Below are 24625 nucleotides of genomic sequence, written 5' to 3'. Positions count from 1 at the left end.
CGTCCTGTTCTGGCCCATGGGTCGAGCAGATTCCCGTATCGCGGTGAGAGATTGAAGTGCGGATTTTGGCAATGTCTTCCTCGGGGTGGCCCTCGGTTTCATACTGGGCAAAACAGTTGGGGGTGTTCATCTTCGCTTGGCTGGCAATCCGGCTGCGCCTCGCAGAACCAGCTTAACCAAACCATATCCTGACACTGAGAGCTAAAACGACTATGAATACCAAGCTAACGAGAGACAAGGGGCCCGACCCGATGGTCAGGTCTGACAAACAGGCCACCATCCAGAGCAACCCGGCGGCGGAACTGTTCGCCTACCAGACCGACCTGTGGCGGCGCTGGGTGCGCTACCTGGACACCCTGCGCGAGCGAGCCAATAACATGCTCGAGCATGAGCAGGCCGGCAAGCCACCGCTACTCGACTTCGACTATGAAATGATCCTGGACGGCCGCCGACTGGAGCGCCCCGCCAATTATGCCCTGCTACGTATCACCCGGGTCGGCGAGGACTGTCTGGAAGACTGCCTTGACGAGACCAAACCGCCGGTGATGATCGTCGATCCGCGCGCCGGTCATGGCCCCGGCATCGGCGGTTTCAAGCAAGATTCCGAAGTAGGCATGGCACTCCACGAGGGGCACCCGGTCTATTTCGCGATCTTCTTCCCCGAGCCCATGCCCGGGCAGACGCTGGAGGACGTGTTAAACGTACTGCGGCGCTTCGTCGAGACGCTGGCCGAGCGCCATCCCGGCATGCCGCCGGTGCTCTACGGCAACTGCCAGGCGGGATGGGCCATCGCACTGCTCTCGGCTGATTGTGAGGGCCTGGTCGGGCCGGCGGTGCTTAACGGCTCACCGCTGTCCTACTGGTCCGGCGAATCCGGCGTTAATCCCATGCGCCTCGCCGGCGGGCTGCTGGGCGGCGCCTGGGTGACGCACCTGCTGGCGGACCTGGGGGGCGGGCGCTTTGATGGCGCCCATCTGGCGGCCAACTTCGAATCCCTCAAGCCGGCAAATACCTTGTGGCAGAAGGACTACCAGTTGTTTGCCGACATCGACGGTCAGCGCGAGCGATTTCTGGACTTCGAGCGTTGGTGGACCGGCTTCTATAGCCTGAGCAAGGAAGAGATTGTTGCTATCGTCGAGAATCTCTTCATCGGTAACAAGCTGGAGCGTGGCGAGTTTGAAGTCCATCCCGGTTGCACCGTTGACCTCAAGCGCATCCGCAACCCGCTGGTGATCTTCGCCTCCAGTGGAGACAACATCACCCCACCGCACCAGGCGCTCAACTGGATCCCCGCGGTGTACCCGGACACCAAGGCACTCAAGGCCGCTGGCCAGCGCATCGTCTACCTGATCAACCCACACGTTGGCCATCTGGGAATCTTCGTTTCCGCCAAGGTCGCACGGCTGGAGCACCGGGCGATCCTCGAGAGCGTCGGCGATCTCAATGACCTTGCCCCCGGGCTCTACGAGATGAAGATAGACAATCCCACCGGCGACCCGGACTGTCACAAGCCCCAGTTCCAGGTGCGTTTCGAGGAACGTCAGGTGGAAGATCTGGAGTACCCGGACCAGGCACCGGAGTTCGAGCGCGTAAAAGCCCTCTCCAGGCGCAATGTGGCCCTCTACGAGACCTTTGCCGGGCCCTGGGTACGGCGGGTCACCACCCCCTGGTCGGCCGAGATGCTGCGCCAACTGCATCCGGCAAGAACCAGCCGCCTGATGTTCTCGGAGCGCTTCGCGCCCTGGATGGGCGGGGTCAAGTGGCTGGCCGAGAGGATGGAGACCAGGCCAACGCCGGTCAATAGCAGTAACCCCTATCGGCAATGGGAGACGTCAATGAGCGACTCCATCGCCTCGGCACTGACGCTTGCGGGCACGGCCCGCGACAGTGTCTTCGAGATGGCGTTTAAAAGGCTCTATGGCGGGTTATGGCCCGGCAAGGACAAAACAGATACGCGAGGTGATCAATCATGAAAGAATCCAACGTCGTTCTCTGCGCCCCGGTACGCACAGCCATCGGTACCTACGGTGGCACACTCAAGGCCATACCGGCACCCGACCTCGGTGCTACTGCCATCGCCGAGAGCCTGCGCCGCTCGGGCCTGACCCCCGACGATGTGCAGAGTGTGGTGCTGGGTCAGGTGGTTCAGGCCGGCGCCAGGATGAATCCGGCGCGCCAGGCTGCGATCCACGCCGGATTGCCGGTGTCGGTGCCGGCCATGACGGTCAACCGGGTCTGCGGCTCCGGCGCCCAGGCGGTGATTAACGCCGCGCAGGAGGTGATGCTCGGGCATCGTGACTGTGCTATCGCCGGCGGAATGGAGAACATGGATCTTGCGCCCTATCTGGATCTGCACGGGCGCTGGGGCCACCGCATGGGCAATGGCGAGATTTACGACAGCATGCTGCGCGACGGGCTCAATGATGCCTTCTCTGATCAGCACTCCGGGTGGCACACCGAAGACCTGGTCAGCCGCTTTGACATCAGCCGCGAGGACCAGGACCGTTGGGCTGCGCGCAGCCAGCAACGCTTCAGCGAGGCTCAGGCGGCAGGACGCTTCGACGCAGAGATCGTGCCGGTCGAAGTCACATCCCACAAGAGCACGGCGGCCTTCGGGCGCGATGAGCACAATCGCCCCGACGCCACCGCCGAGGGCCTCGGCAAACTCAGGCCGGCCTTCCGCAAGGACGGCACCATTACCGCCGGTAACGCCCCTGGGCTGAACACGGGTGCGGCAGCAATGATCGTCGCTGATCGCGCCTGGGCGGAACGCCGTGGCCTTGAGCCCATGGCGCGGCTGGTGAGTTACGGCATCGGCGCGGTGGAGCCCGGCTATTTCGGCCTGGGCCCGGTACCGGCGGTGCAACAGGCACTGGCACGTGCCGGCTGGAGCATGGGTGATATCGAGCGCATCGAGATCAACGAAGCCTTTGCCGCCATCGTCCTTGCCCTGACCCGGGAGCTCGGTCTGGCCGAGGATATCGTTAACGTGGAAGGCGGCGCGATTGCGCACGGCCATCCAATCGGAGCCACCGGCGCAGTGCTGACCACCCGGCTGTTACACGCCATGGCCCGGGATGGCGTGCGCCGTGGCGTGGTTACCCTGTGCATCGGTGGCGGCCAGGGGGTAGCGCTGGCGTTGGAACGCCTGGCGTAATCACGAATCAACCCGCACGCGCAGCTCGATAAGCTCACCGATGCGGTGGTCTGTTAGTGGAAAGGCGCAGCAAAATCTGCATTATTGTGAACTGTAAAAGAGAGAGGGCAACAATGAAACGCGGACGAGAAGAGCAAAAATCTTTCGAGGATCCGGTCTGTGGCATGCAGGTCAGCTACAAGACAGCCCCTGCGGAGTCCGAATACCAGGGTAAACACTATTACTTCTGTGCGACGGCTTGCCGCGAACAGTTCGACGCGGACCCCGAACGGTATGTTCGGGCGCACCGGCAGCATGGGTCAAGGCGTGGGTGAACCTGGCAGCATTCGTGATCGTGATCGGCGCCGCCCTGGCTGTTGAGTGATGCCCGGCTTTGCTGCAGGCTGACAGGGATTATGTCGCCGACCCCTCTATGTCGATGACGTGGGCGCCAGATCGAGACGGCGGCACGGTCGGGGTTGGTCAGCTGCCGATATCGCCCCATAGCCATTGACAAAGCGCCATGGCTGCAACCGGTGCGGTTTCGGTTCTCAGTACCCGAGGGCCCAGGGCCACCGGCAGGAAACCTTCTTTTTCCGCCTGGGCGATTTCCTCGGGGGAAAGGCCGCCCTCGGGGCCGATCATCAGGGCGACGCGTTCGGGGGGATAATGGATTTGAGTGCATGCTCGGTACGGTGGTGAAGGACAAGACGCACTTCGCAGTCCCGGCTGTGTTCCAGCCACTGGGAAACGGTCATCACCGGCAGGATCTCGGGCACCCGGGCGCGACCGCATTGCTCGGCGGCGCTGATGGCGACGGATTGCCAGTGGCGCAGGCGCTTGTCTTCCCGGTCGCCCTTGAGTTTTACGTCGCACCGTTCTGTGCTCAGCGGCACGATGCGGGTAACGCCCATTTCCACCGCTTTCTGCACTGCGTAGTCCATGCGGTCACCCTTGGAGAGAGTCTGGCCGAGAACGATTTCCAGTGGGGATTCGGTGGTGTTGGCTTCCGGGGTACCAACCTGGACTTCCACGTTCTTCTTGCTGGCACTGGAAATGGTGGCGGGGTAGTCGTTGCCATCACCGTTGAAAAGCAGCAGCTCCTGTCCCGGCTGCATGCGCAATACCCGGCCCACATGTTGTGCGGCGTTGTCATCAAGTGCTGCGGTGCCGCCCTCGGTGAGGGCGGAATCGGTGTAGATGCGGGGTATGCGCATGAGCTGGTCTCTCAGATTCCGGGCGGCTGTCAGTCGCGAACTGCGATCTCAATGCCTTCCGTCGCAACCTGGCCCAGATGGCGGATCTGTTCTTCGGTGATCACGTAAGGCGGCATGAAGTAAACCACATTACCCAGGGGGCGAAGCAAGGCCTGGCGGGTCAATGAATGCTGATACACCCGGATTCCCCGCCGTTCCTGCCAGGGGAACGGGGTTTTCGATGCCTTGTCTTTCACCATCTCTACGGCGAGGGTCATGCCGTGCTGGCGGATATCTCCCACGTTGGGGTGGTCCGCCAGGTGGGCAACAGATTCGGCCATGCAGGTGGAGAGCCTGCGATTGCTCTCGATAACGTTGTCGTCCCGGAAGATGTCCAGGGTGGCCAGTGCCACAGCGCAGCCAATTGGGTTGCCAGTGTAGCTGTGGCTGTGCAGGAAGGCCTTGAGGGTTTCATAGTCGTCGTAAAATGCGTTGTAGACATCATCGGTGGTCAGCACTACGGACAGCGGCAGGTAGCCAGCGGTCAGCCCCTTGGACAGACACATGAAATCCGGGGTGATGCCCGACTGCTCGCAGGCGAACAGGGTGCCGGTTCGGCCAAAGCCCACTGCAATCTCATCGGCAATCAGGTGCACGCCATAGCGGTCGCAGGCTTCTCTCAGCCTGGTGTGGTAAATCGGGTGGTGCATGCGCATGCCGCCGGCACACTGGATTAAAGGTTCCACCACCACGGCGCAGATTTCGTCGTGCTTTTCGGCCAGCAGTGTTTCCATGGCCTCAAACTGGCGCAGTGCGTAATCCTCATCGGTCTCACCCGGTTCTTTGTTAAACGCATCTGGGGAGGGCGCCGTCAGGACTTCCATCAACAAAGGCTGGTAGGTGTCCTTGTACAGAGATACATCGCCGAGGGCCAGTGCGCCCAGAGTTTCCCCATGGTAGCTGTTGCTCAGGTTCACGAAGTTTTTCTTGCCCGGTTTACCGTGGTTTTTCCAGTAGTGGAAGCTCATCTTGAGGGCGGCTTCGATCGCGGACGAGCCGTTGTCGGCGTAAAAGCATTTGTTGAGTCCTTCCGGAGTTGCCTCAATCAGGCGCTCGGACAGGTTGACCACGGGCTCATGGGTAAAGCCGGCCAGGATGACATGCTCAAGCTGGCCAATTTGTTCCTGGATCGCGGCGTTGATTCTCGGATTGGCATGGCCGAACAGGTTGACCCACCAGGAGCTCACGGCGTCGATGAACCGGTTGCCCTCAAAGTCTTCCAGCCAGACACCTTCGCCCCGCTTGATCGGGACCAGTGGCAGGGTTCCTTCATGGTCTTTCATCTGGGTGCAGGGATGCCACACGGATTTGAGGCCACGGGCGACGAGGTCAGCATTGCGCATGAGAATTCTCCATCAGACGGTCGTGTTCTGGATTGTCGGCGGTTAACCTGTGCGGATATTACCGTTAACAGCGGCGACTGGCCAATGCCGACAAACTTCCAGAGCCTCGGAATTCCTTAAGAAAGACTAAGGGGACGCTGATGGGACGGGGATTAAAAAATCCCAATAATTTACTGTAGCAGGATTTCAGGACGCAGGCCCATTGACCGGGCCTGCTTTCACTTGACCAAAATCACTGGAAAAGCGTCCGTAATCAGAAGCTTTTACTCCAGCCAAGCCAGAATTTCGGATCATCCGAGTTGACGGAGCCAAGGGCGCTGTCCGGGTCGATATCCGAATATTCCAGATTGATACTGACGGAGCCGAGCGTTCCCGCATCCTTGGTCACGTTGACGGCGGCGTGTCCATAGCTCGCCTCGCCCACGGACGGTTTTTTGTCGTCGGTAAAGTCGTAGTAGCCTAATGTAACACCTGCACTGAAATCATTTTCCAATGGCATGTGGGCGCTCAGGTAATAGAAGACATCACCTTCCACGAACAGCCCTGGTGTGCTGTTGTCACTGTTTACTGTATAGGCTAGCCCCGCGGATAAATACCCGTAACTCAGCTCCCCGTATATCTCCCCGAAATCAATAGAGGCGGGAGCGTCCGGGTAAGCATAATATATATACCCGACGTCATATCCGATATCGTTGATAGCGCCCGAGTAACCCGCATAGAGGTCAAACTCATAACTGGTCCCGTCGCCAAAATCCACATTGGAACCCCATACACCGGCATACAAGCCGGACGCATGCTCGTAGTCGAGCCCACCCTGGACAGCAGCTGAATTGTCTGTTTGTGTCACGCCACGGAAGAGGTAATTGCTGGAGACGCCTACATTGGCGCTTACGTCAGCGCTGACCATTGAAGGAGTTGCCTGAAGAACTGCAAACAGACCAACACCGAGCAATCCGGATTTTCTGAGAACTTGCTTATCCATTATGTACACCTTTTTAAGTTGCGCTTTTCGCATTCCTCAAGAGCAAACAAGGTGCCAATCATTATAACTTATTGTTTATTATAACTTTAAATCTAAAAAGCAGTGGCGAAGTCCGATTCATAAATCCGCGGCGCCCCAAAATGGAGCGATATCCATCGTTCGATCAGGGTGGCGCTCGATTTTAGTGCCAGCCTGGTCGCCCTTGACCTTTTTGCGCCCAAAGTCATCCGGCCAGCCCCGGCGCTGTGCCGGAACAACGCCGGTCAACGCGCTGCGCGCCATGTCGGGCGCACCATAAAAAAGGGGCAGAAAAATCTGCCCCTGAAACCTGATTAACTCTTTATCTCGCCAGTATCAGCGCCAACGCGGACAGAACCCAAACCCAATAACCATCTTGCTGTTTATACAGCAATTTTACCATTTGGCTTGAGCCTTACATAAGCGGAACCGGGGATCATGCATGATCAAAACGCATACTGGAACCGCGCACGGACCTCATCTCCGCTTTCGCCGCTGGCTTGCTCGCCATCCATGTAGCTCATGCCGAGTCGGACATTCTTATTGGCGTAGTAGTTGACACCCAGCGTCGTTTGCTCGCCGTCGGTTGTGGCCAGCCCCACATCACTGTATTTTCCATCACCCTCTTCAAAACGGGCGATTACTTCCCAGGCACCTCTGGGCGATGACGGCTTTACCCGCTTAAACACGCCCGCTTTGTAGGGGCGACTCTCTCCGGTAATGACCCAGCCGAGCTGCACGTAGTAGCCATCGACATCCAACTGCCCTTCCTCGGAATCGAAGTATTCGGCCTGAGCGTGGAAAGGCCCCATACGGCCAGCCAGTTCCAGATTGTAGGTATCGATTTCATCAGCCTGAACATCGGCCTCACGCGTGGTATAACCCGCGCCAAGATGAACAACGGCATCATTCGTTTGAATCGGCGCAAACGTACCCCGTGCCGTTATCGCCGTATTATTGAAGTCGTTGCTGCCGTCACCATCCGCTTCAAAATAACCGATACCGTAGGTCCAGTTACTTCCCTTTCCGCTCAGCTGAATACCGCCACTGCGTCCGGGAGCATAACGCTCGGTCATGGCGGAGCGCTCTAGCGCGGAAATGTCTTTCGAGCTTGTCAGTTCTTCCAGGCCGAAAGGCTCTTTCTGCTTACCGATGGTGACGCTTGCAACTGAGCCAAACCCCAGGTACCGAATGTAAAGGTCTTCGACGTCACCGCCGTCGGCACCCTCACTTTCCGCGACGTTAAACTGAGTCTTGTAGGCCCAGTCGCCATAATGGCCCTTGACGTATAAGCGTGCACGCCGCACATCAAAATCCTTGGTATCAACGCCGTTGTCATCCGACTGCGTTGCGTCGTAATCCCACTGGATACGGCCACCAAGCTGAAAGGATGCCAAATCATCAGACGTTTTGACCTCAATACCACTCTCGGTATTGATCACCAGGTCCTCACCGTCAGTCGTAACAGTACCGGCCTGTGCGGAAACAGCGGAAACCGCCAGCATCAAGCTCAAATATTTCTTAGCCATGGTTTTCTCTTACCTTGTCGGTTTGCTTGTGTATTTTGGAACACCGGGGTAAGTAAATTTGGCTAACATTGCGAAAAAGTTACAGAAAACCAATTAGTCGACCCTGAAAAAAGAAAAACCTGAAGAAAAGCCCCCGGAAGCAGGGGCTTTGCCTGGGCGGCTTAGCTCAGTGCGCGAGTACCCGTGACAGGAATGACTGGGTGCGTTCGTTCTGGGGGTTGTCGAAGACGTCTTCGGGTTTGCCTTGCTCGACAATCTGGCCCTCGTGGATGTAGATCACCCGGTCGGCCACTTCGCGGGCAAAGCCCATTTCGTGGGTGACGACCATCATGGTCATCCCTTCTTTGGCCAGCTCGCGCATGACGTCCAGCACTTCACCGATCATTTCCGGGTCCAGGGCTGAGGTTGGCTCGTCGAACAGCATGAGGCGCGGTTCCATCGCCAGCGCTCGGGCGATTGCGACCCGCTGTTGCTGGCCGCCGGACAGCTGGCTGGGGTACTTGTCGGCCTGGTTGCCGATGCCCACACGGTTGAGCAACCGCTCGGCGGTGGCATTGGCAACAGTTTCCGGAGCATCCTTGACCTTCTTGGGCGCCAGCATGATGTTCTTTTTCACCGTGAGGTGAGGGAAGAGGTTGAACTGTTGGAATACCATGCCGACTTCCTTGCGGATTTCAGCCAGAGCTTTCGGATTGCCGCTCTTGGGCGCGAGCTGTTGGCCGTCCACTTCCAGTGTTCCGGATTCATATTCTTCAAGGCCGTTCACACAGCGAATCAGGGTGGATTTGCCGGAGCCGCTGGCGCCGATAATAACCACCACTTCGCCCTGTTCAACGGTAAGGTCAATATCTTTGAGGACATGCAGTTTCCCGAAGTACTTGTTCATGCCCTTCATTTTTACAATCTGAGTCATGGGTAACGTTCCTTCAGACAGAAGCCAGTCCGCGGCGCTCAACGAAGCGGAGAATGATGGACAGGGACAGGGTGATGGCCAGGTAGAGGATCGCGACCACAAAATACACCTCGAAGGCGGTAAAGGTGTTGGCGATGTAAATCTGACCCTGACGGACCAGTTCACCAACGCCAATCACCGAGAATAGAGATGTGTCCTTGATGCTGACAATGGCCTGGTTACCCAGCGGCGGAATCATCCGGCGGAAGGCCTGGGGCCAGACGACAGACCAGAATGTCTGGTTACGGGACAGCCCCAGGGAAAGCCCGGCTTCGGTCTGGCCCTTGTCGATGGACTGTACGCCACCGCGAACCACCTCGGAAATGTAGGCGCCGGAGTTCAAAGCGATGGCCGCGATGCCGGCCGTCAAGGGATCAATTGGACCGCCAATCAGGTCCGGCAGGCCGTAGAAAATAAAGAGGACCTGAACCAGGATCGGAGTGCCACGAAAGATTTCGATGTAGGCGGTGGCCGGCCACCGCAGGAACCACTTCTTGTTGATGCTCAGCAGGCCAAAGAAAATGCCCAGAGCAAAACCGATCAGAAGACCGCCGAAGGAAATCAGCAGGGTGTAGGGGATCCCTTTTATCAGAAAAGGGATGGAGTCGATGGCTGCCTGCCAGTCGAACTGAAACTGGAATTCCACAGTGAGAGTCTCCGCAGAGTTTTGGAGTCACGAAGTGCCGGGGCAGTGAAGCCCCGGCAAAGGGAATCAGACCTCTGGGGCCCGGGAGCCCTTACATGCCCTCGGGCATCGGGCCAAACCATTTTTCGTAGATGGTTTTGTAAGTACCATCTTCCTTCATTGCGGCAAGGGCTTCGTTTACATCATCAACCCACTCACTGCCACTCTTGAGGGCGATACCATACTGCTGGCCTTCGTAAAGCGGGCCGACGGTTGTCACCTTGCCTTCACCTTTGGTGCGGGCAAAGTAGCCTACGTTTGGCGCATCGTAGAACACTGCATCAATGGCACGGGACATCAGCGCCATGTACATATCAGAGCTGCCCGGGTAGGGGGTTACACCGTCATCGGCGTCAAGGTTCTTGACCAGGTAGTCATAACTGGTGCTACCAATCTTGGTGCCGATTTTCTTGCCTTCGAGGTCGTCGAATTCGCTAACGTCGTCATTACCCTCGCGAACGAGGATTCGCAGACCCGAGTCGTAGTACGGGTCGGAGAAATCGACGATCTCTTCACGCTCTTCAGTAATCGTGATGCCGGCAATGGCAATGTCGACGTTGCCGGTTTGCAGGGCGGGGATGATGCCGTTGAAGTCCATGGTGTTGAGGTCAATTTCGAAACCTGCACGGTCGGCTACCTCGCGGATGATCTCCATATCGAAACCGATCATCTCACCGGTTTCCTGGTCCATCATTTCAAACGGAACGAAACTCGGGTCAGTGACGACGCGCAGGGTTTCTGCGCTCACGGTTCCTGCGGCAACGGTCAGTGCCAGGCTGGCGCTTACGGTCTTCAGCCACTTCGTGCTCATACAATCTCCTTTTCTTTCTTATGAGGCTCCATTTGCCCGGTAAGGCAAGCCGGACCAATCACTGCTGTTGACTGCGATCTCCGGGGAGCGTTGATGGAACTGCATCACATACACTCTAGACTATTACGCAGATGTATACAGGAAATCAAATGCTTGGCGGGGAGGTCCCGCCGGACGGGGAATAAAAAAGGGGCAGATGAAAGTGTTCATCTGCCCCTTTTATTTCGTGGAGAGCGGATAGCGCGAAGCCTTAAAACGCAATCTTCTCCCGCTCACTGATGCCCAGATTCTTCCAGATGCTGATGCTGGGCTCTACCTGATTCAGGGTGTAGAAATGCAAGCCCGGCGCGCCTGCTGCCAGGAGCTTCTCGCACATTTCGGTGACCACTTCCTCACCGAATTTGCGAATAGATTCTCTGTCGTCGCCGTAGGCTTCGAGCTGCTTGCGAATCCAGCGAGGAATTTCCGCGCCGCACATGTCGGAGAAACGAACCAGGTTGGAGAAATTGACGATGGGCATGATGCCCGGTACCACCGGAATGGTAACGCCCATTTTCTCCAGCCGGTCGATGAAGTAGAAGTAGCTGTCTGCATTAAAGAAGTACTGGGTGATGGCGCTGTTGGCACCGGCCTGAACCTTGCGGGCAAAGTTCTTCAGATCTTCTTCGGCGTTGCGGGCCTGAGGATGAAACTCAGGGTACGCGGCTACTTCCAGGTTAAACGTATCGCCGCTGTGCTCACGGATAAACTCCACCAGCTCGTTGGCGTAGCGCAGCTCACCGGCGGCACCCATACCGGAGGGCATGTCGCCCCGTAGGGCGACAATCCGGTTGATTCCGTGCTCCCGGTACAGATCCAGAAGCTCCCCGATTTCCTGGCGGGTGCCCCCGACGCAGGAAAGATGAGGTGCCGTGGAAATGCCCTGGCTATGCAGGTTGAGCACGGTCTCGATGGTGCGGTCCCGGGTGGAACCACCGGCGCCGAAGGTGACGGAGAAAAAGTCCGGATTCACCTCGGCCAGCTGGTTGCGCACGTTCTGCAGCTTTTCCTTGCCCTGGTCGGTCTTGGGCGGGAAAAACTCAAAGCTGAAACGACGCTTGAACTGTTTCTGGGATTGCATCTGTTTACCCGATCAGTACTTGTAGCTTTCTGGCTTGTACGGGCCTTCGACCGGTACACCGATGTATTTCGCCTGCTCCGGAGTCATCTTGGTGATCACGCCACCAAAGCCTTCCACCATGGCCCGGGCCACTTCCTCGTCCAGGTGCTTGGGCAGAACCTGAACGTATACGCCTTTCTCGCGGGCATCTTCCGGCAGATCGGCGAACTTGCGCTCGAACAGGTACATCTGGGCCAGAACCTGGTTGGCAAAGGAGCCATCCATGATCCGTGACGGGTGACCGGTGGCGTTGCCCAGGTTCACCAGGCGGCCTTCGGACAGCAGGATCAGGTGGTCGTTGGTGGCCTTGTCACGGTACACAACGTGCACCTGCGGCTTCACCTCGTCCCATTCCCAGTTCTTGCGCATGTAGGCGGTATCGATCTCGTTGTCGAAGTGACCGATGTTGCACACCACGGCACCGCTTTTCAGGGCTTTGAGCATGTGCGCGTCGCACACGTTCATGTTGCCGGTGGTGGTGACCAGCAGATCGGTGTTCTGCAGCAGGTCGCGGTTCACGGCAGACTCGGTACCGGTGTTCACGCCGTCAATGTACGGAGACACAACTTCGAATCCGTCCATGCAGGCTTGCATGGCACAGATGGGGTCGGCCTCGGTCACTTTTACAATCATGCCTTCCTGGCGCAGGGAAGCAGCAGAGCCCTTGCCTACATCACCATAGCCAATCACCAGGGCTTTCTTGCCTGCCATCAGGTGGTCGGTAGCGCGCTTGATGGCGTCATTCAGGCTGTGGCGACAACCGTATTTGTTGTCGTTCTTGGCCTTGGTGACCGCGTCGTTCACGTTGATGGCCGGCACCTTCAAAGTGCCCTCGCGCAGCATTTCCTGCAGACGATGCACACCGGTGGTGGTTTCTTCGGTCACGCCGTGGCAGTTAGCCAGGATTTCCGGGTACTTCTCATGGAGCAGGGCGGTCAGATCGCCGCCGTCGTCCAGAATCATGTTCGGTTCCCAGCCGTCTACATCGGCTCCGACTGTACGCTCCAGGCACCAGTCGTACTCTTCGTCGGTTTCGCCCTTCCAGGCAAACACGGGAATGCCCTGCGCGGCGATGGCGGCCGCGGCCTGGTCCTGGGTGGAGAAGATGTTGCACGAGGACCAGCGCACGTTCGCACCCAGTTCAATCAGCGTCTCGATCAACACGGCGGTCTGGATGGTCATGTGGATACAGCCCATCACATTGGCGCCTTTCAGCGGCTGCTCGGCTTTGTATTTCTCGCGGAGCTTCATCAGGGCCGGCATTTCGCCTTCAGCGATGTTGATTTCCTTGCGGCCCCAGCCGGCCAGGGAAATATCGCGAACTTTGTAGTCGTCAAAGCTGTTCAGCTTTTCTGCGGGAGTGCTCATGGTGTTCTCCTGTCAGTTCAATCAGTTTGGCTTGGGCGTATGCCTGATGACATACGCCCGAAATCGGTTTAGATACCAGCCGCATCTTTCAGGGCCGCGGCGCGATCGGTCTTCTCCCACGGGAAGGCGGTAAAGGTTTTGCCGCCAACCGTCATTTCATAGGGGTCGCGACCGAAGTGGCCGTAGGCGGCTGTTGCCCGATACATCGGATGCAGCAGGTCAAGCATGTTGGTAATCGCATACGGGCGCAGATCGAAGTTCTGGCGCACCAGTTCAATGATCTTGTCGTCGCTGATCTTGCCGGTTCCGAAGGTGTTCAGGGAGATCGACGTCGGTTGGGCTACGCCGATGGCGTAGGACACCTGGATCTCGCACTTGTCGGCCAGGCCGGCGGCGACGATGTTCTTGGCTACGTAACGGCCGGCGTAAGCGGCAGAGCGGTCAACCTTGGACGGATCCTTACCGGAGAACGCACCACCACCGTGGCGCGCCATACCGCCGTAGGTGTCGACGATGATCTTGCGGCCGGTCAGGCCACAGTCACCAACGGGGCCACCAATCACGAACTTGCCGGTCGGGTTGATGTGGAATTGAGTGTCCTTGTGCAGCAGCTCGGGCGGCAAGGCGTGCTTGACGATCAGTTCCATCACCGCTTCTTTCAGGTCTTCCTGGGTCACGTCTTCATCGTGCTGGGTGGACAGAACCACGGCGTCGATACCGGCAACCCGGCCGTTTTCGTAGCGGCAGGTCACCTGGCTCTTGGCGTCCGGGCGCAGCCACGGCAGCAGGCCGCTCTTGCGGGCCTCGGCCTGGCGCTGCACCAGACGGTGAGAGAAAGTGATCGGCGCCGGCATGAGTACGTCGGTTTCGTTGCTGGCATAGCCGAACATCAGGCCCTGATCGCCGGCACCCTGGTCTTCAGGCTTCTTGCGATCAACGCCCTGGGCGATATCGACGGACTGCTTGCCGATAATGTTGATGATGCCGCAGGTGTCGCCGTCGTAGCCCACTTTCGAGGAGGTGTAGCCGATGTCCTTGATGACACCGCGCACCAGGTCTTCCAGATCCACCCAGGCGCTGGTGGTGATCTCACCGCCAACGATGGCCACACCGGTTTTTACCATGGTCTCGCAGGCAACGCGGGCATGGGGATCGTCGGTCAGGATGGCATCCAGCACGGCATCAGAGATCTGGTCTGCCAGTTTGTCCGGATGGCCTTCAGAGACCGATTCGGAAGTGAAGATGTTGTAGTCAGCCATAGCGCATGCTCCTCTGTGAGCGATTCAAATTCAGGCCGGTAAGCGGTTTTCTTAAAGCGCTTTCCGGTATCCGGTTTGTTGGTCTGTGTGAGGATACGTAAAACTACGTATCCGTATATCAAAATTTGTTGATATTGCGATCCAGGTCGTCAAATCTGACCGCTGTGTTTCCAGAATTCCCGAACCTGGATCTGGAACCCGTTCCGCAAGCCGATAAACAGCTGTTCTCCGGCAACCAGGCCGGCGTCCGCGGCCCAGGTGGTAAGCTCTTCCGGCTCAAACCCGAGCCAGAGATCACCGCAGTTTGCTTTTGCCCAGTCCTGGTCATGGCTGCACAGGTCGCTGATTACGAAGCAGCCGCCGTTGTTCATCAACGCCGCGGCATCAAGGAAGATGTCAGCGGGGCTGGGCACGTGATGCAGAACCATATTCGCAACGACCAGGTCGAAGGCGTCGCCCCTGGCCAGCAGGGTGTCGGTAACACCTTCTATCAGGTCGATGTTGTTCAGCCGTTCGTCAATGCAGGTGCGGGTGGCCTTGGCCAGCATGTCCCGGCTGTTATCCAGGGCAACCACATGCCCACAAAGCTCTGCCAGAACCGGTAGGAAGGCACCTTCGCCGGGGCCGATTTCCAGTGCGGCCTGCCATTGATGTTTGCGGGACCGTTTGCGGATCATTTCCGCGACCGGCTCTGCGTAAAGATCAAAAGCGGCGATCAGTTCCTGCTGCTCGCGGAACTGCTCTGCATGCCGGGCGAAGAAAGCCTGGGACTGGTCTGCGCGCTGAGTGCGAATGGCCTCAATGCGCTCCTGCAGATGTGGTGGCAGTGGCACCCGGTCTACCGCTTCAAATATCTGTCGGATGGTCTGGTCGGTTGGCTTGTCGCTGTCCAGGTGCAGCGGGCGGCGATAGAAAATCGCATTGCCTTCACGCTGGGGCTCAAGCAGACCAGCCTTGTTCATTACCTTCAGGTGGTGGCTCATACCGGACTGGCGCATATCAAACAACTGGCTGAGCTCCAGAACTCCGAACGTATCCCGTCTCAACACACGCAGAATCTCCAGCCGCAACGGATCCCCGCCCGCTTTGAAGATCGGGGCCAGTGCGTCCACGGAGGACAGGTTGTCGGCGTATGTGTTCATGGATGTCATGGAAACGAAGTGTAGGGGGCTTCGGGTGGTCAATCAATAGGCATATCAAAAAATTTTGATATAGATTTATCGTTCTTTGAAATCAGACCTTTCGGAAATCCACAGGCAAACAATCGTGAAACAGGCGCATGCCGATTTGCCCCGGCACACACTAATCGGCGAAAATACGCGCCTCATTTTGATCGCCCTTTAATCACTACGAATTCTTTTCCTGCAAAACACTGGAGAAACGTCAATGCCGTCTCGTAAAGATCTCGCCAACGCCATTCGCGCGCTGAGCATGGATGCGGTTCAGAAAGCCAAGTCCGGCCACCCGGGTGCGCCCATGGGTATGGCGGATATCGCCGAGGTTCTGTGGAACGATTACCTGAGCCACAACCCGGCCAACCCTCAGTGGGCCAACCGGGACCGCTTCGTGCTGTCCAACGGTCACGGCTCCATGCTGCAGTACTCCCTGCTGCACCTGAGCGGTTACGACGTTTCCATCGAAGACATCAAGAACTTCCGTCAGTTGCACTCCAAGACGCCGGGCCACCCCGAGTACGGCTACACCCCGGGTATCGAAACCACCACCGGCCCCCTGGGCCAGGGTATTGCCAACGCCGTTGGTTTCGCCATTGCCGAGAAGTCCCTGGCAGCGCAGTTCAACCGTCCGGGCCACGAGATCGTTGACCACTACACCTACGCGTTCCTCGGCGACGGCTGCCTGATGGAAGGCATCTCTCACGAAGTTGCCTCCCTGGCAGGCACCCTCGGCCTCGGCAAGCTTGTGTTCTTCTATGACGACAACGGCATCTCCATCGATGGCGAAGTGGATGGCTGGTTTACTGATAACACCCCGCAGCGTTTCGAGTCTTACGGCTGGCAGGTGATTCCCGCAGTCGACGGCCATGATGCTGACGCCATTCGCGCCGCGATCGAAGCCGCCCGTGCCAACACCGAACAGCCCACGCTGATCTGCTGCAAGACCATCATCGGCTTTGGTTCCCCGAACAAACAGGGCAAGGAAAGCTGTCACGGTGCCCCCCTGGGTGACGACGAAATCACCCTGACCCGCGAGCAGTTGGGCTGGCAGTACGGTCCGTTCGAAATTCCGGCCGACATCGCCAGTGCCTGGAACGCCCGTGAAAAAGGTGCCGCTGCCCAGTCCGAGTGGGAACAGAAGTTTGCCGCCTACGAAAAAGCGGAGCCGGAACTGGCGGCTGAGTTCAAGCGCCGCATGGCTGGCGACCTGCCCGCCGACTTTGCCGAGAAGGCCCAGGCTTACATCCAGGAATGCCAGGACAAGGCCGAGACTGTGGCTTCCCGCAAGGCGTCCCAGAACACTCTGAACGCTTACGGCCCGCTGCTGCCGGAACTGATGGGCGGCTCTGCCGACCTGGCCGGTTCCAACCTGACTATCTGGTCCGACACCAAGGGTCTGACCAAGGAAGATGCCAGCGGTAACTACATCTATTACGGTGTCCGTGAATTCGGCATGGCTGCGATCATGAACGGCATCGCCCTGCACTGCGGTTTCGTGCCCTACGGCGCGACCTTCCTGATCTTCATGGAATATTGCCGCAACGCCGTGCGCATGGCTGCGCTGATGAAGCAGCGTTCCATCTTCGTGTTCACCCACGACTCCATCGGCCTGGGTGAAGATGGCCCGACTCACCAGCCTATCGAGCAGATGGCCAGTCTGCGCACCACGCCCAACATGAGCATGTGGCGTCCGGCGGATACTGTTGAATCCGCAGTGGCCTGGAAAGCAGCTCTTGAGCGCACCGATGGCCCGACCGCCATGGTCTTCTCCCGTCAGGGGCTGCCGGCACAGCCGCGCGATGCCCAACAGCTGGCGGACGTAGCCAAGGGCGCCTATATCCTGTCAGACAGCGAAGGCACGCCGGACCTGATCCTGATTGCCACCGGCTCCGAAGTCGGCCTGGCGCAGGATGCGGCTGCCCAGCTTCGTGATCAGGGCAAGAACGTGCGCGTGGTTTCCATGCCGTCCACGGACGTGTTCGATGCCCAGAGCGCCGAGTACAAGCAGCAGGTCCTGCCGCTGGATGTCACCAACCGCATCGCCATTGAAGCCGGCATTGCCGATTACTGGTACAAGTACGTTGGCCTGGACGGTCGCATCATCGGCATGACCACCTTTGGTGAGTCCGCCCCGGCCGGTGAGCTGTTCAAGGAATTCGGCTTTACCGTCGACAATGTCCTGGAAGTGGCTGCTGAGCTTCTGGACGCCTGATGACGGACTCTGCGCCTTTTCGTGTCGCCATCAACGGGTACGGCCGAATCGGCCAGTGCGTGTTGCGTGCGCTTTATGAAAACGGCTTCCGCGATCACCTTCAGGTGGTCGCGATCAACGAGTTGTCGGATATCGACACCATTGCCCACCTGACCCGATACGATTCCACCCACGGGCGTTTCCAGGGTGACATTTCGGTATCGGGTCAGGACCTGATGGTCAATGGCGATGCCATCCGCGTGTTGAGTCACGCTGACCCGGCAGAGCTGCCCTGGCGCCTGCTTGATGTCGATCTGGTACTGGAATGTTCCGGCGCCTTCTCGGATCGTGCTACGGCCGAGAAGCACATCGATTCCGGGGCCAGACGCCTGCTCTTCTCGCAGCCGGCCGAGTCCGATGTGGACCGCACCGTTGTCTACGGGGTCAACCACGCTGATCTCACACCGGAAGACGTGATCGTTGCAGCCGCCTCCTGCACCACCAACTGCCTGGTGCCTGTGATCAAGGTGCTGGACGACGCCTTTGGCGTGCAGCAGGGCAGTACCACCACGATTCACGCGGCCATGAATGACCAGCCGGTTATCGATGCCTACCACCACCAGGATTTGCGACGAACCCGCAGCGCCCTGCACAACATCGTTCCGGTGGAAACCGGTCTTGCGAAAGGTATTGAGCGGTTGCTGCCGAGCATGGAAGGCAAGTTCAGTTCGGTCGCCATGCGGGTGCCGACCATGAATGTCTCCGCCATCGACATGGTGGTGAACGTGGGCAAAGCCACCAACGTGGCAGCGGTGAACAACCTGTTAGAAGAGGCCGCCAACGGCCCGTTAAAGAGCATACTCGGCTATACCGACGAACTGCTGGCCAGCTCCGACTTCAACCACGATGCCCACTCCGGCGTGGTGGATGGCGGCCAGACCCGGGTCACCGGGGGCACCATGGTGAAAGTGCTGTGTTGGTTCGATAATGAGTGGGGGTTCGCGAACCGGATGCTCGATGTCAGCAAAAGCTGGTTAACCAAACATTCTTAATCTGAAATTTTGTTGAAGGGACGAACGTTATGGCCATCAAGAGAATGACCGACCTTAACCTCGCCGGTAAGCGAGTGCTGATCCGCGAAGATTTGAACGTGCCGGTCAAGGACGGCAAAGTCTCCAGTGACGCCCGCATTCGCGCGTCACTGCCCACCATCAAGGCGGCTAAAGACGCGGGCGCCAAAGTCATGCTGATGTCCCATCTGGGCCGCCCGGAGGAAGGCGTTTACGACGAAGCCTCCTCCATGAAGCCGGTCGCCGACCACCTGACCAAGGTGCTGGGCCAGGAAGTTCGCCTGATCAAGGACTATCTGGACGGCGTTGAAGTCGCCGATGGCGAAGTTGTCCTGTTCGAGAACGTTCGCTTCAACAAGGGCGAAAAGAAAGACAACGAAGACCTCGCGAAGAAGTACGCGGCCCTGTGCGATGTCTACGTCATGGACGCCTTCGGCACGGCGCACCGCGCCCAGGCTTCCACCCATGGTGTGGCCAGATTCGCCCCCGAGGCCTGTGCTGGCCCGCTGCTGGCGGCCGAACTCGAAGCCCTGGGCAAAGCCCTGGACAACCCGGCCAAACCGGTGGTTGCCATCGTTGGCGGCTCCAAGGTTTCTACCAAACTGGACGTGCTCAACGCCCTTGAGAAAGTGTGTGACTCCATCATCGTGGGCGGCGGCATCGCCAACACCTTCCTGGCAGCGGCCGGTCACCCGGTCGGCAAATCGCTATGCGAACACGACCTGATCGACACCGCCAAAGACATCGCCAGCCGCGTCGAAATCCCGCTGCCGGTAGACGTGGTGGTTGCCAGCGAGTTCGCCGAAACCGCCACCGCTACCGTCAAGAACATCTCCGACGTCACCGACGACGACATGATTCTCGATGTGGGCCCTGAGACCGCGGGCGAATTCGCTGAACTGCTGAAAAACGCCAAAACCATCCTCTGGAACGGCCCGGTTGGCGTTTTTGAATTCGACCAGTTCGGCAACGGCACCAAAGCGCTTGCTAATGCCATCGCCGAAAGCGACGCCTTCTCCCTCGCTGGCGGTGGTGACACCGTCGCCGCCGTTGACAAGTACGGCGTTGCTGACAAAATCTCGTATATCTCCACCGGTGGTGGCGCGTTCCTGGAATTCGTAGAAGGAAAGACGCTCCCGGCAGTAGCGGTGCTGGAAGAACGCGGCGCGTAACGAGTTACTGAAAGAATCCAACTATCCCCAAAGTCCAAATGAAGGAGACGACCCATGGCCCTGATTTCGATGCGGCAAATGCTGGATCACGCCGCCGAGCATGGTTACGGTGTGCCAGCCTTTAACGTCAACAACCTGGAACAGATGCGCGCCATCATGGAAGCCGCCGACAAAACCGATTCCCCGGTGATTGTCCAGGCCTCCGCCGGTGCCCGTAAGTACGCCGGTGCGCCATTTCTGCGCCATCTGATCCTGGCGGCCATCGAGGAATTCCCGCACATCCCGGTGGTCATGCACCAGGACCACGGCACCAGCCCCTCCGTGTGCCAGCGCTCCATCCAGCTGGGCTTCAGCTCCGTGATGATGGACGGCTCCCTTGGTGAAGACGGTAAAACCCCCACCGACTACGAATACAACGTTGATGTTACCCGTCGCACCGTTGAAATGGCCCACGCCTGCGGTGTCTCCGTAGAAGGCGAGCTTGGTTGCCTGGGTTCTCTCGAAACCGGCCAGGCCGGTGAAGAAGACGGCATCGGTGCGGAAGGTACCCTGGATCACAGCCAGATGCTGACCGACCCGGAAGAAGCGGCGGACTTCGTCAAGAAAACCCACGTTGATGCCCTGGCCATCGCCATCGGCACCAGCCACGGCGCCTACAAGTTTACCCGTCCGCCCACAGGCGACATCTTGGCCATCGACCAGATCAAAGCCATCCACGCCCGCATCCCGGACACCCACCTGGTTATGCACGGCTCCAGCTCCGTACCCCAGGAGTGGCTGAAGATCATCAACGAATACGGTGGCGAGATTCCGGAAACCTACGGTGTACCGGTCGAAGAAATCGTAGAGGGCATCAAGCACGGCGTGCGCAAGGTCAACATTGATACCGACCTGCGTCTCGCCAGCACTGGTGCTGTCCGTCGCTTCCTGGCTGAGAACCCGGCCGAGTTCGACCCGCGCAAATTCCTCAAGGAAACCATGAAGGCCATGACCGACGTGTGCATCGCACGCTACGAAGCCTTCGGTTGTGCCGGCAACGCCAGCAAGATCAAGCCGGTGAACCTTGAGCGCATGTTCGAGCGTTACGCCTCTGGCGAGCTGGACCCGAAAGTTAAGTAAGTTCTGTTATTCATTTGGGGCGGATCTCCGCCCCAAATGCCTGACCCACCTCAAGTACGAACGACCTTCCCCTTGTAATTTTCCCAATCTCATCAAATATAGTGGTTAGTAAGCGGGCATACGCCCAGCAGAATAACCAGTGGTGAGGATCCTGATGGACTTCAAAGACTATTACGCCGTACTCGGTGTGAGTGAGTCTGCCTCCGCCGAGGAGATAAAAAAAGCCTACCGAAAGCTGGCACGGAAATACCATCCGGATGTCAGTAAGGAAGAGGACGCCGACACCAAATTCAAGGAAGTGGGTGAAGCCTACGAAGTACTGAAAGATCCCGAGAAGCGCGCGGAGTACGACCAGCTGCGTAAGTACGGCGCCAGGGCGGATGGTTCGTTCGAGCCGCCTCCGGGCTGGCAAAGCGGTGCCGGTTTCGGTGGCGGAGGTTATACCGATGCCGACGCGCGCCAGTTCAGCGACTTCTTCGAGGAGATATTCGGAGGTGGTCGCCAGGGCGGTTTCTCCGGGGGCCACGGTGGTGGCGGTTTCCGCCAGAACATGAGAATGCGCGGTGAGGATGTGCATGCGAGGCTCGCCCTGTTCCTCGAAGAAGCGTTTCACGGCTGTGAAAAGCAGGTTTCTTTTGCGGTACATGAGGCCGATGAGCATGGCCGGGTGATGCCGCGGCAAAAGACCCTGAAAGTGAAGATTCCCGCAGGCATGCGCGAGGGCCAGCATATTCGCCTCAAAGGCCAGGGGGCGCCGGGCTTTGGTGGCGGAGAACCAGGCGATCTGTTCATTGAAGTGGAGCTGGCACCCCACCCGCATTTCACGGTGGAGGGCCGGGACGTATTGGTCACGGTTCCGATCGCCCCCTGGGAGGCCGCTCTGGGGGCAACGGTGACCGTGCCAACGATTGGCTCAAAGGTGAATGTGAAGGTGCCGAAGGGCTCCACCAGTGGACGGAAGCTGCGCCTCAAGGGTAAGGGTTTCCCGGGCAAGCACCCGGGCGATCAGATTGTCATCCTGCAGATTGCCATGCCCGAGAAACACAGCCCTGAGGCCGAAAAGCTCTACGAGCAGCTGGCCGAGGCCGAGAAGCAATTCAATCCACGCAGCAAGCTTCACGTGTGAGCGGGAGTAAGGTATGAGCAATAAAGATCATGTGCTGACGGTAGAGGTACTTGACCAGAGTGGCAGCACCTTCACCCTGCGTGAAATCTGCGAGCGTGGCGAGTGCCATGCCGAGTTTGTCATAAAACTGGTGGACTACGGGATCATTGCCCCGCTGGAAGATTACCCGGAGGCACGGCAATGGGAGTTCGATGTCGCTGCCCTGAGCCGATTGCGCAAAGCGCAGAGATTACAGAGGGACCTGAAAATGAATCTGCCCGGCCTGGCCATGTCTCTGGAACTGCTCGATGAGGTGGAGGAAATGCGTCGGGAAGTGGCCCGTCTCAATCACCGCATCCGGCAATTGATGGGGGAGTAAACGCTCCCCCCGCTTATTTCTTTTCGTCCAGCGCCTGGATCTCGGCGTAGATCTTTTCTGCCTCCTCCATGAGGGTTCCATGAGTTCTCAGATCGCCATTGCGCTGGGCATCCAGTGCCTTGGCGAGCTTCGCCTCGTATTGTTTCTGCAGTTTTTTCTTCGGATCGCCTTTCAAAAATCCCAACATCGTAATGAACCTGTTTTGGCTGAACGTTCAAAGATTTACGTTTTTTGCTCCATAAAGTTCACAAAATTTTCATGATCAAAAACTGGACAGCCAAAAATAATGGGATTAAATTCCCAAATAGATATATGGGAAAAAATTCCCAATTTATTGTCGGGCGCTAAGACGTGGTCGCCCGGGGACGTAACAACAAGCCTGGAGAAGAACGATGAATCGCAAACCTTTAGCAATTGCAGTGAAATTGGCCATGACCGGCGCTCTTGCTGGCGCGCTCGCCGCTTGCGGAGGCGGTGGCTCTGGAGACGCCTCAACAAGTGATGCTTCATCGGGGACCAGTGTCGGGGCGGTATCGGGCTTCGGCAGTGTTTACGTGAACGGTACCCGATTTGAGACCAACGGCAGCGTTAGCAGCGACGATGGCCTGGAACGCGAGGATCAGCTCGAAAAGGGCATGATCCTCAAAGTTGAGGGCGATTGGGATGACAGGGGTCAGGGGCGGGCGGACAAAGTCAGTTATGACGATACCCTGCGCGGGCCGATTTCTGGCATGAGTTGGGATGAGGTTACCCGCACCGGAACTCTGACCATGCTTGGCCAGAGCATTGCCCTGGATGGCAAAACCGTCTTCCGCGGCGCAACACCAACGGCCCTTGCCGACAATCCCCAGGGCTATCGTGTAAGGGTCAGCGCCTGGCGCCTTGAGGATGGCAGCTTCCGGGCAAGCTTTGTTGGTGCCCGGGCCATTGGCCTGGAATTCGATGACAACAACGAAGTAGAAATTGAAGGCGTTGTTGCCGATCTGGACACAAGCGCCCAGACCTTCACCATCAACGGTTTCCTGGTTGATTACACCAGCGCTGTCGGCGATGACGGCTTCTCTCTGGACGATCTGGCAAATGGAATCGTGGTGGAAGTGGAAGGCTACCTGGACGGCAACACCATCATGGCCGAGGAGATCGATGATGAGGACGACCTCTTCGACGATGATGACGATGTCGAAATCTCCGGCAGCATTTATGACTATGACGCTGCCAGCGGACAGTTCTCGGTGAATGGGGTGCGCGTCCAGATTGATGGTGGCACCGAGTTCGACGATCTCCGCGAAAGCAGCCTTGCCGATGGCCTGTTTGTGAAAGTGGAAGGGGGTTTCCGCAATGGCGTCCTGGTGGCTGAAGAGATCGAAGGCCGGGATTCCGATGCCGAGCTGGATGGTCGCATCGAGTCTCTTGATCTGACCAATGAAACCATGGTCGTCAGTGGCGTCCGGGTCCAGCTGACCGGCAATACCCTGATTGATGACGACGACGATGACGAAGATGACCGTCGCAGTCGCGTTCAGGATATCCAGAGCCTGCAGGTGGGAGACTATCTCGAAATTGAAGGTCGCCAGCAGAGCAGTGATGGCGGATTCCTCGAGGCCATCAGCATTGAACGCGAGGATGACGACGACGATGACGATTTTGAGCTCGAGGCACGGGTGAGTGCCATCGGAGCCGATTCCATCACCATCATGAATCTTGAGGTGCTTCGCAATGGCTACAGCCTGTCCGGCGCACAGGTTGGTGATGAAGTGGAAATCGGGTACCGCCAGACCATCGGTGGCCTGTATGAGCTGACCGAGAACGTCGAGGTCGACGACAGCAATGACGACAGTGACAGCGATGATTGATCAGTGAAACACCGGAGCGGGCCGGGGTGTTGTCGGCCCGCATTCTGGCTTTCGAAGTCGCTA

At 58.2% G+C, this 24625-nt stretch carries 21 protein-coding genes and 1 pseudogene; 10 read left to right on the top strand and 12 right to left on the bottom strand.

The annotated features are described in order from the left end of the window. Positions 1–212: 212 nt before the first annotated feature. From KYE_RS15725 to KYE_RS21220, 3 genes are all read left to right on the top strand, one after another. Positions 213–1973 carry a DUF3141 domain-containing protein gene (locus tag KYE_RS15725; protein WP_100169508.1) on the top strand — a complete coding sequence of 587 codons (1761 nt, stop codon included), beginning with the start codon at positions 213–215 and terminating at the stop codon, positions 1971–1973. Next, entirely contained in the window at positions 1970–3157 is a 1188-nt protein-coding gene (locus KYE_RS15720) for a thiolase family protein (protein ID WP_008175325.1), read from the top strand. The genes KYE_RS15725 and KYE_RS15720 overlap by 4 nt, the downstream gene beginning before the upstream one ends. A gap of 113 nt (positions 3158–3270) precedes the next feature. After that, positions 3271–3471, top strand: coding sequence for a YHS domain-containing protein (locus KYE_RS21220; protein ID WP_008175323.1), 201 nt, complete (start codon positions 3271–3273; stop codon positions 3469–3471). 148 nt (positions 3472–3619) lie between these two features. Here KYE_RS21220 and KYE_RS15715 read toward each other — a convergent pair. The 11 genes and pseudogenes from KYE_RS15715 to KYE_RS15665 form a co-directional block, all read right to left on the bottom strand. Continuing rightward, positions 3620–4353, bottom strand: a pseudogene (locus tag KYE_RS15715) (16S rRNA (uracil(1498)-N(3))-methyltransferase). Positions 4354–4382: 29 nt separating this feature from the next. Further along, positions 4383–5735, bottom strand: a complete 1353-nt coding sequence (locus KYE_RS15710; RefSeq protein WP_008175317.1) for an adenosylmethionine--8-amino-7-oxononanoate transaminase — start codon at positions 5733–5735, stop codon at positions 4383–4385. A gap of 253 nt (positions 5736–5988) precedes the next feature. Then, positions 5989–6717, bottom strand: a complete 729-nt coding sequence (locus KYE_RS15705) for a TorF family putative porin (protein ID WP_008175315.1) — start codon at positions 6715–6717, stop codon at positions 5989–5991. Between the two features lie 464 nt (positions 6718–7181). After that, a complete protein-coding gene (locus tag KYE_RS15700) occupies positions 7182–8264 on the bottom strand; it encodes an OprO/OprP family phosphate-selective porin (RefSeq protein ID WP_008175311.1) in 1083 nt (360 codons plus the stop codon). 166 nt (positions 8265–8430) lie between these two features. Then, positions 8431–9177 (bottom strand): amino acid ABC transporter ATP-binding protein, encoded by a 747-nt coding sequence (locus KYE_RS15695; protein WP_008175309.1) that lies wholly within the window; start codon positions 9175–9177, stop codon positions 8431–8433. Between the two features lie 13 nt (positions 9178–9190). Further along, positions 9191–9862 (bottom strand): amino acid ABC transporter permease, encoded by a 672-nt coding sequence (locus KYE_RS15690; RefSeq protein ID WP_008175306.1) that lies wholly within the window; start codon positions 9860–9862, stop codon positions 9191–9193. A 91-nt stretch (positions 9863–9953) separates the two neighbouring features. Further along, entirely contained in the window at positions 9954–10712 is a 759-nt protein-coding gene (locus KYE_RS15685) for a transporter substrate-binding domain-containing protein (RefSeq protein ID WP_008175305.1), read from the bottom strand. A 250-nt stretch (positions 10713–10962) separates the two neighbouring features. Further along, the gene (metF, locus tag KYE_RS15680; protein ID WP_008175304.1) at positions 10963–11832 is read right to left on the bottom strand and encodes a methylenetetrahydrofolate reductase [NAD(P)H]; all 870 of its coding nucleotides are present in this window, start codon (positions 11830–11832) and stop codon (positions 10963–10965) included. A 12-nt stretch (positions 11833–11844) separates the two neighbouring features. After that, entirely contained in the window at positions 11845–13239 is a 1395-nt protein-coding gene (gene ahcY / locus KYE_RS15675) for an adenosylhomocysteinase (RefSeq protein ID WP_008175303.1), read from the bottom strand. A 68-nt stretch (positions 13240–13307) separates the two neighbouring features. Then, positions 13308–14498, bottom strand: a complete 1191-nt coding sequence (metK, locus tag KYE_RS15670) for a methionine adenosyltransferase (protein ID WP_008175302.1) — start codon at positions 14496–14498, stop codon at positions 13308–13310. Between the two features lie 149 nt (positions 14499–14647). After that, positions 14648–15649, bottom strand: coding sequence for an ArsR/SmtB family transcription factor (locus tag KYE_RS15665; protein ID WP_039882088.1), 1002 nt, complete (start codon positions 15647–15649; stop codon positions 14648–14650). Positions 15650–15884: 235 nt separating this feature from the next. On the opposite strand from KYE_RS15665, the gene tkt reads away from it, so the two are divergent. The 6 genes from tkt (at position 15885) to KYE_RS15635 (ending at position 22709) form a co-directional block, all read left to right on the top strand. Continuing rightward, entirely contained in the window at positions 15885–17885 is a 2001-nt protein-coding gene (tkt, locus tag KYE_RS15660) for a transketolase (RefSeq protein ID WP_008175300.1), read from the top strand. Then, positions 17885–18916, top strand: a complete 1032-nt coding sequence (gap, locus tag KYE_RS15655; RefSeq protein ID WP_008175297.1) for a type I glyceraldehyde-3-phosphate dehydrogenase — start codon at positions 17885–17887, stop codon at positions 18914–18916. The genes tkt and gap overlap by 1 nt, the downstream gene beginning before the upstream one ends. A 29-nt stretch (positions 18917–18945) precedes the next feature. Further along, complete coding sequence (locus KYE_RS15650) at positions 18946–20106, top strand: phosphoglycerate kinase (RefSeq protein ID WP_008175289.1); 1161 nt, start codon at positions 18946–18948, stop codon at positions 20104–20106. Between the two features lie 54 nt (positions 20107–20160). Next, complete coding sequence (gene fba / locus KYE_RS15645) at positions 20161–21225, top strand: class II fructose-bisphosphate aldolase (RefSeq protein WP_008175283.1); 1065 nt, start codon at positions 20161–20163, stop codon at positions 21223–21225. Between the two features lie 154 nt (positions 21226–21379). After that, positions 21380–22351, top strand: coding sequence for a DnaJ C-terminal domain-containing protein (locus KYE_RS15640; RefSeq protein WP_008175276.1), 972 nt, complete (start codon positions 21380–21382; stop codon positions 22349–22351). 13 nt (positions 22352–22364) lie between these two features. Beyond that, positions 22365–22709, top strand: a complete 345-nt coding sequence (locus KYE_RS15635) for a chaperone modulator CbpM (RefSeq protein WP_008175275.1) — start codon at positions 22365–22367, stop codon at positions 22707–22709. Positions 22710–22722: 13 nt separating this feature from the next. Here KYE_RS15635 and KYE_RS21460 read toward each other — a convergent pair whose 3' ends face one another. Then, a complete protein-coding gene (locus KYE_RS21460; protein ID WP_008175274.1) occupies positions 22723–22896 on the bottom strand; it encodes a DUF6435 family protein in 174 nt (57 codons plus the stop codon). Positions 22897–23101: 205 nt separating this feature from the next. Between KYE_RS21460 and KYE_RS15630 the strand changes: the two genes are divergently transcribed. Next, positions 23102–24562 carry a DUF5666 domain-containing protein gene (locus KYE_RS15630; RefSeq protein WP_008175273.1) on the top strand — a complete coding sequence of 487 codons (1461 nt, stop codon included), beginning with the start codon at positions 23102–23104 and terminating at the stop codon, positions 24560–24562. Positions 24563–24625: the final 63 nt, after the last annotated feature.

This window comes from Marinobacter manganoxydans MnI7-9, assembly GCF_000235625.1.
Lineage (GTDB): Bacteria > Pseudomonadota > Gammaproteobacteria > Pseudomonadales > Oleiphilaceae > Marinobacter > Marinobacter manganoxydans.
This window is presented reverse-complemented; position numbering and strand designations above follow the sequence as displayed.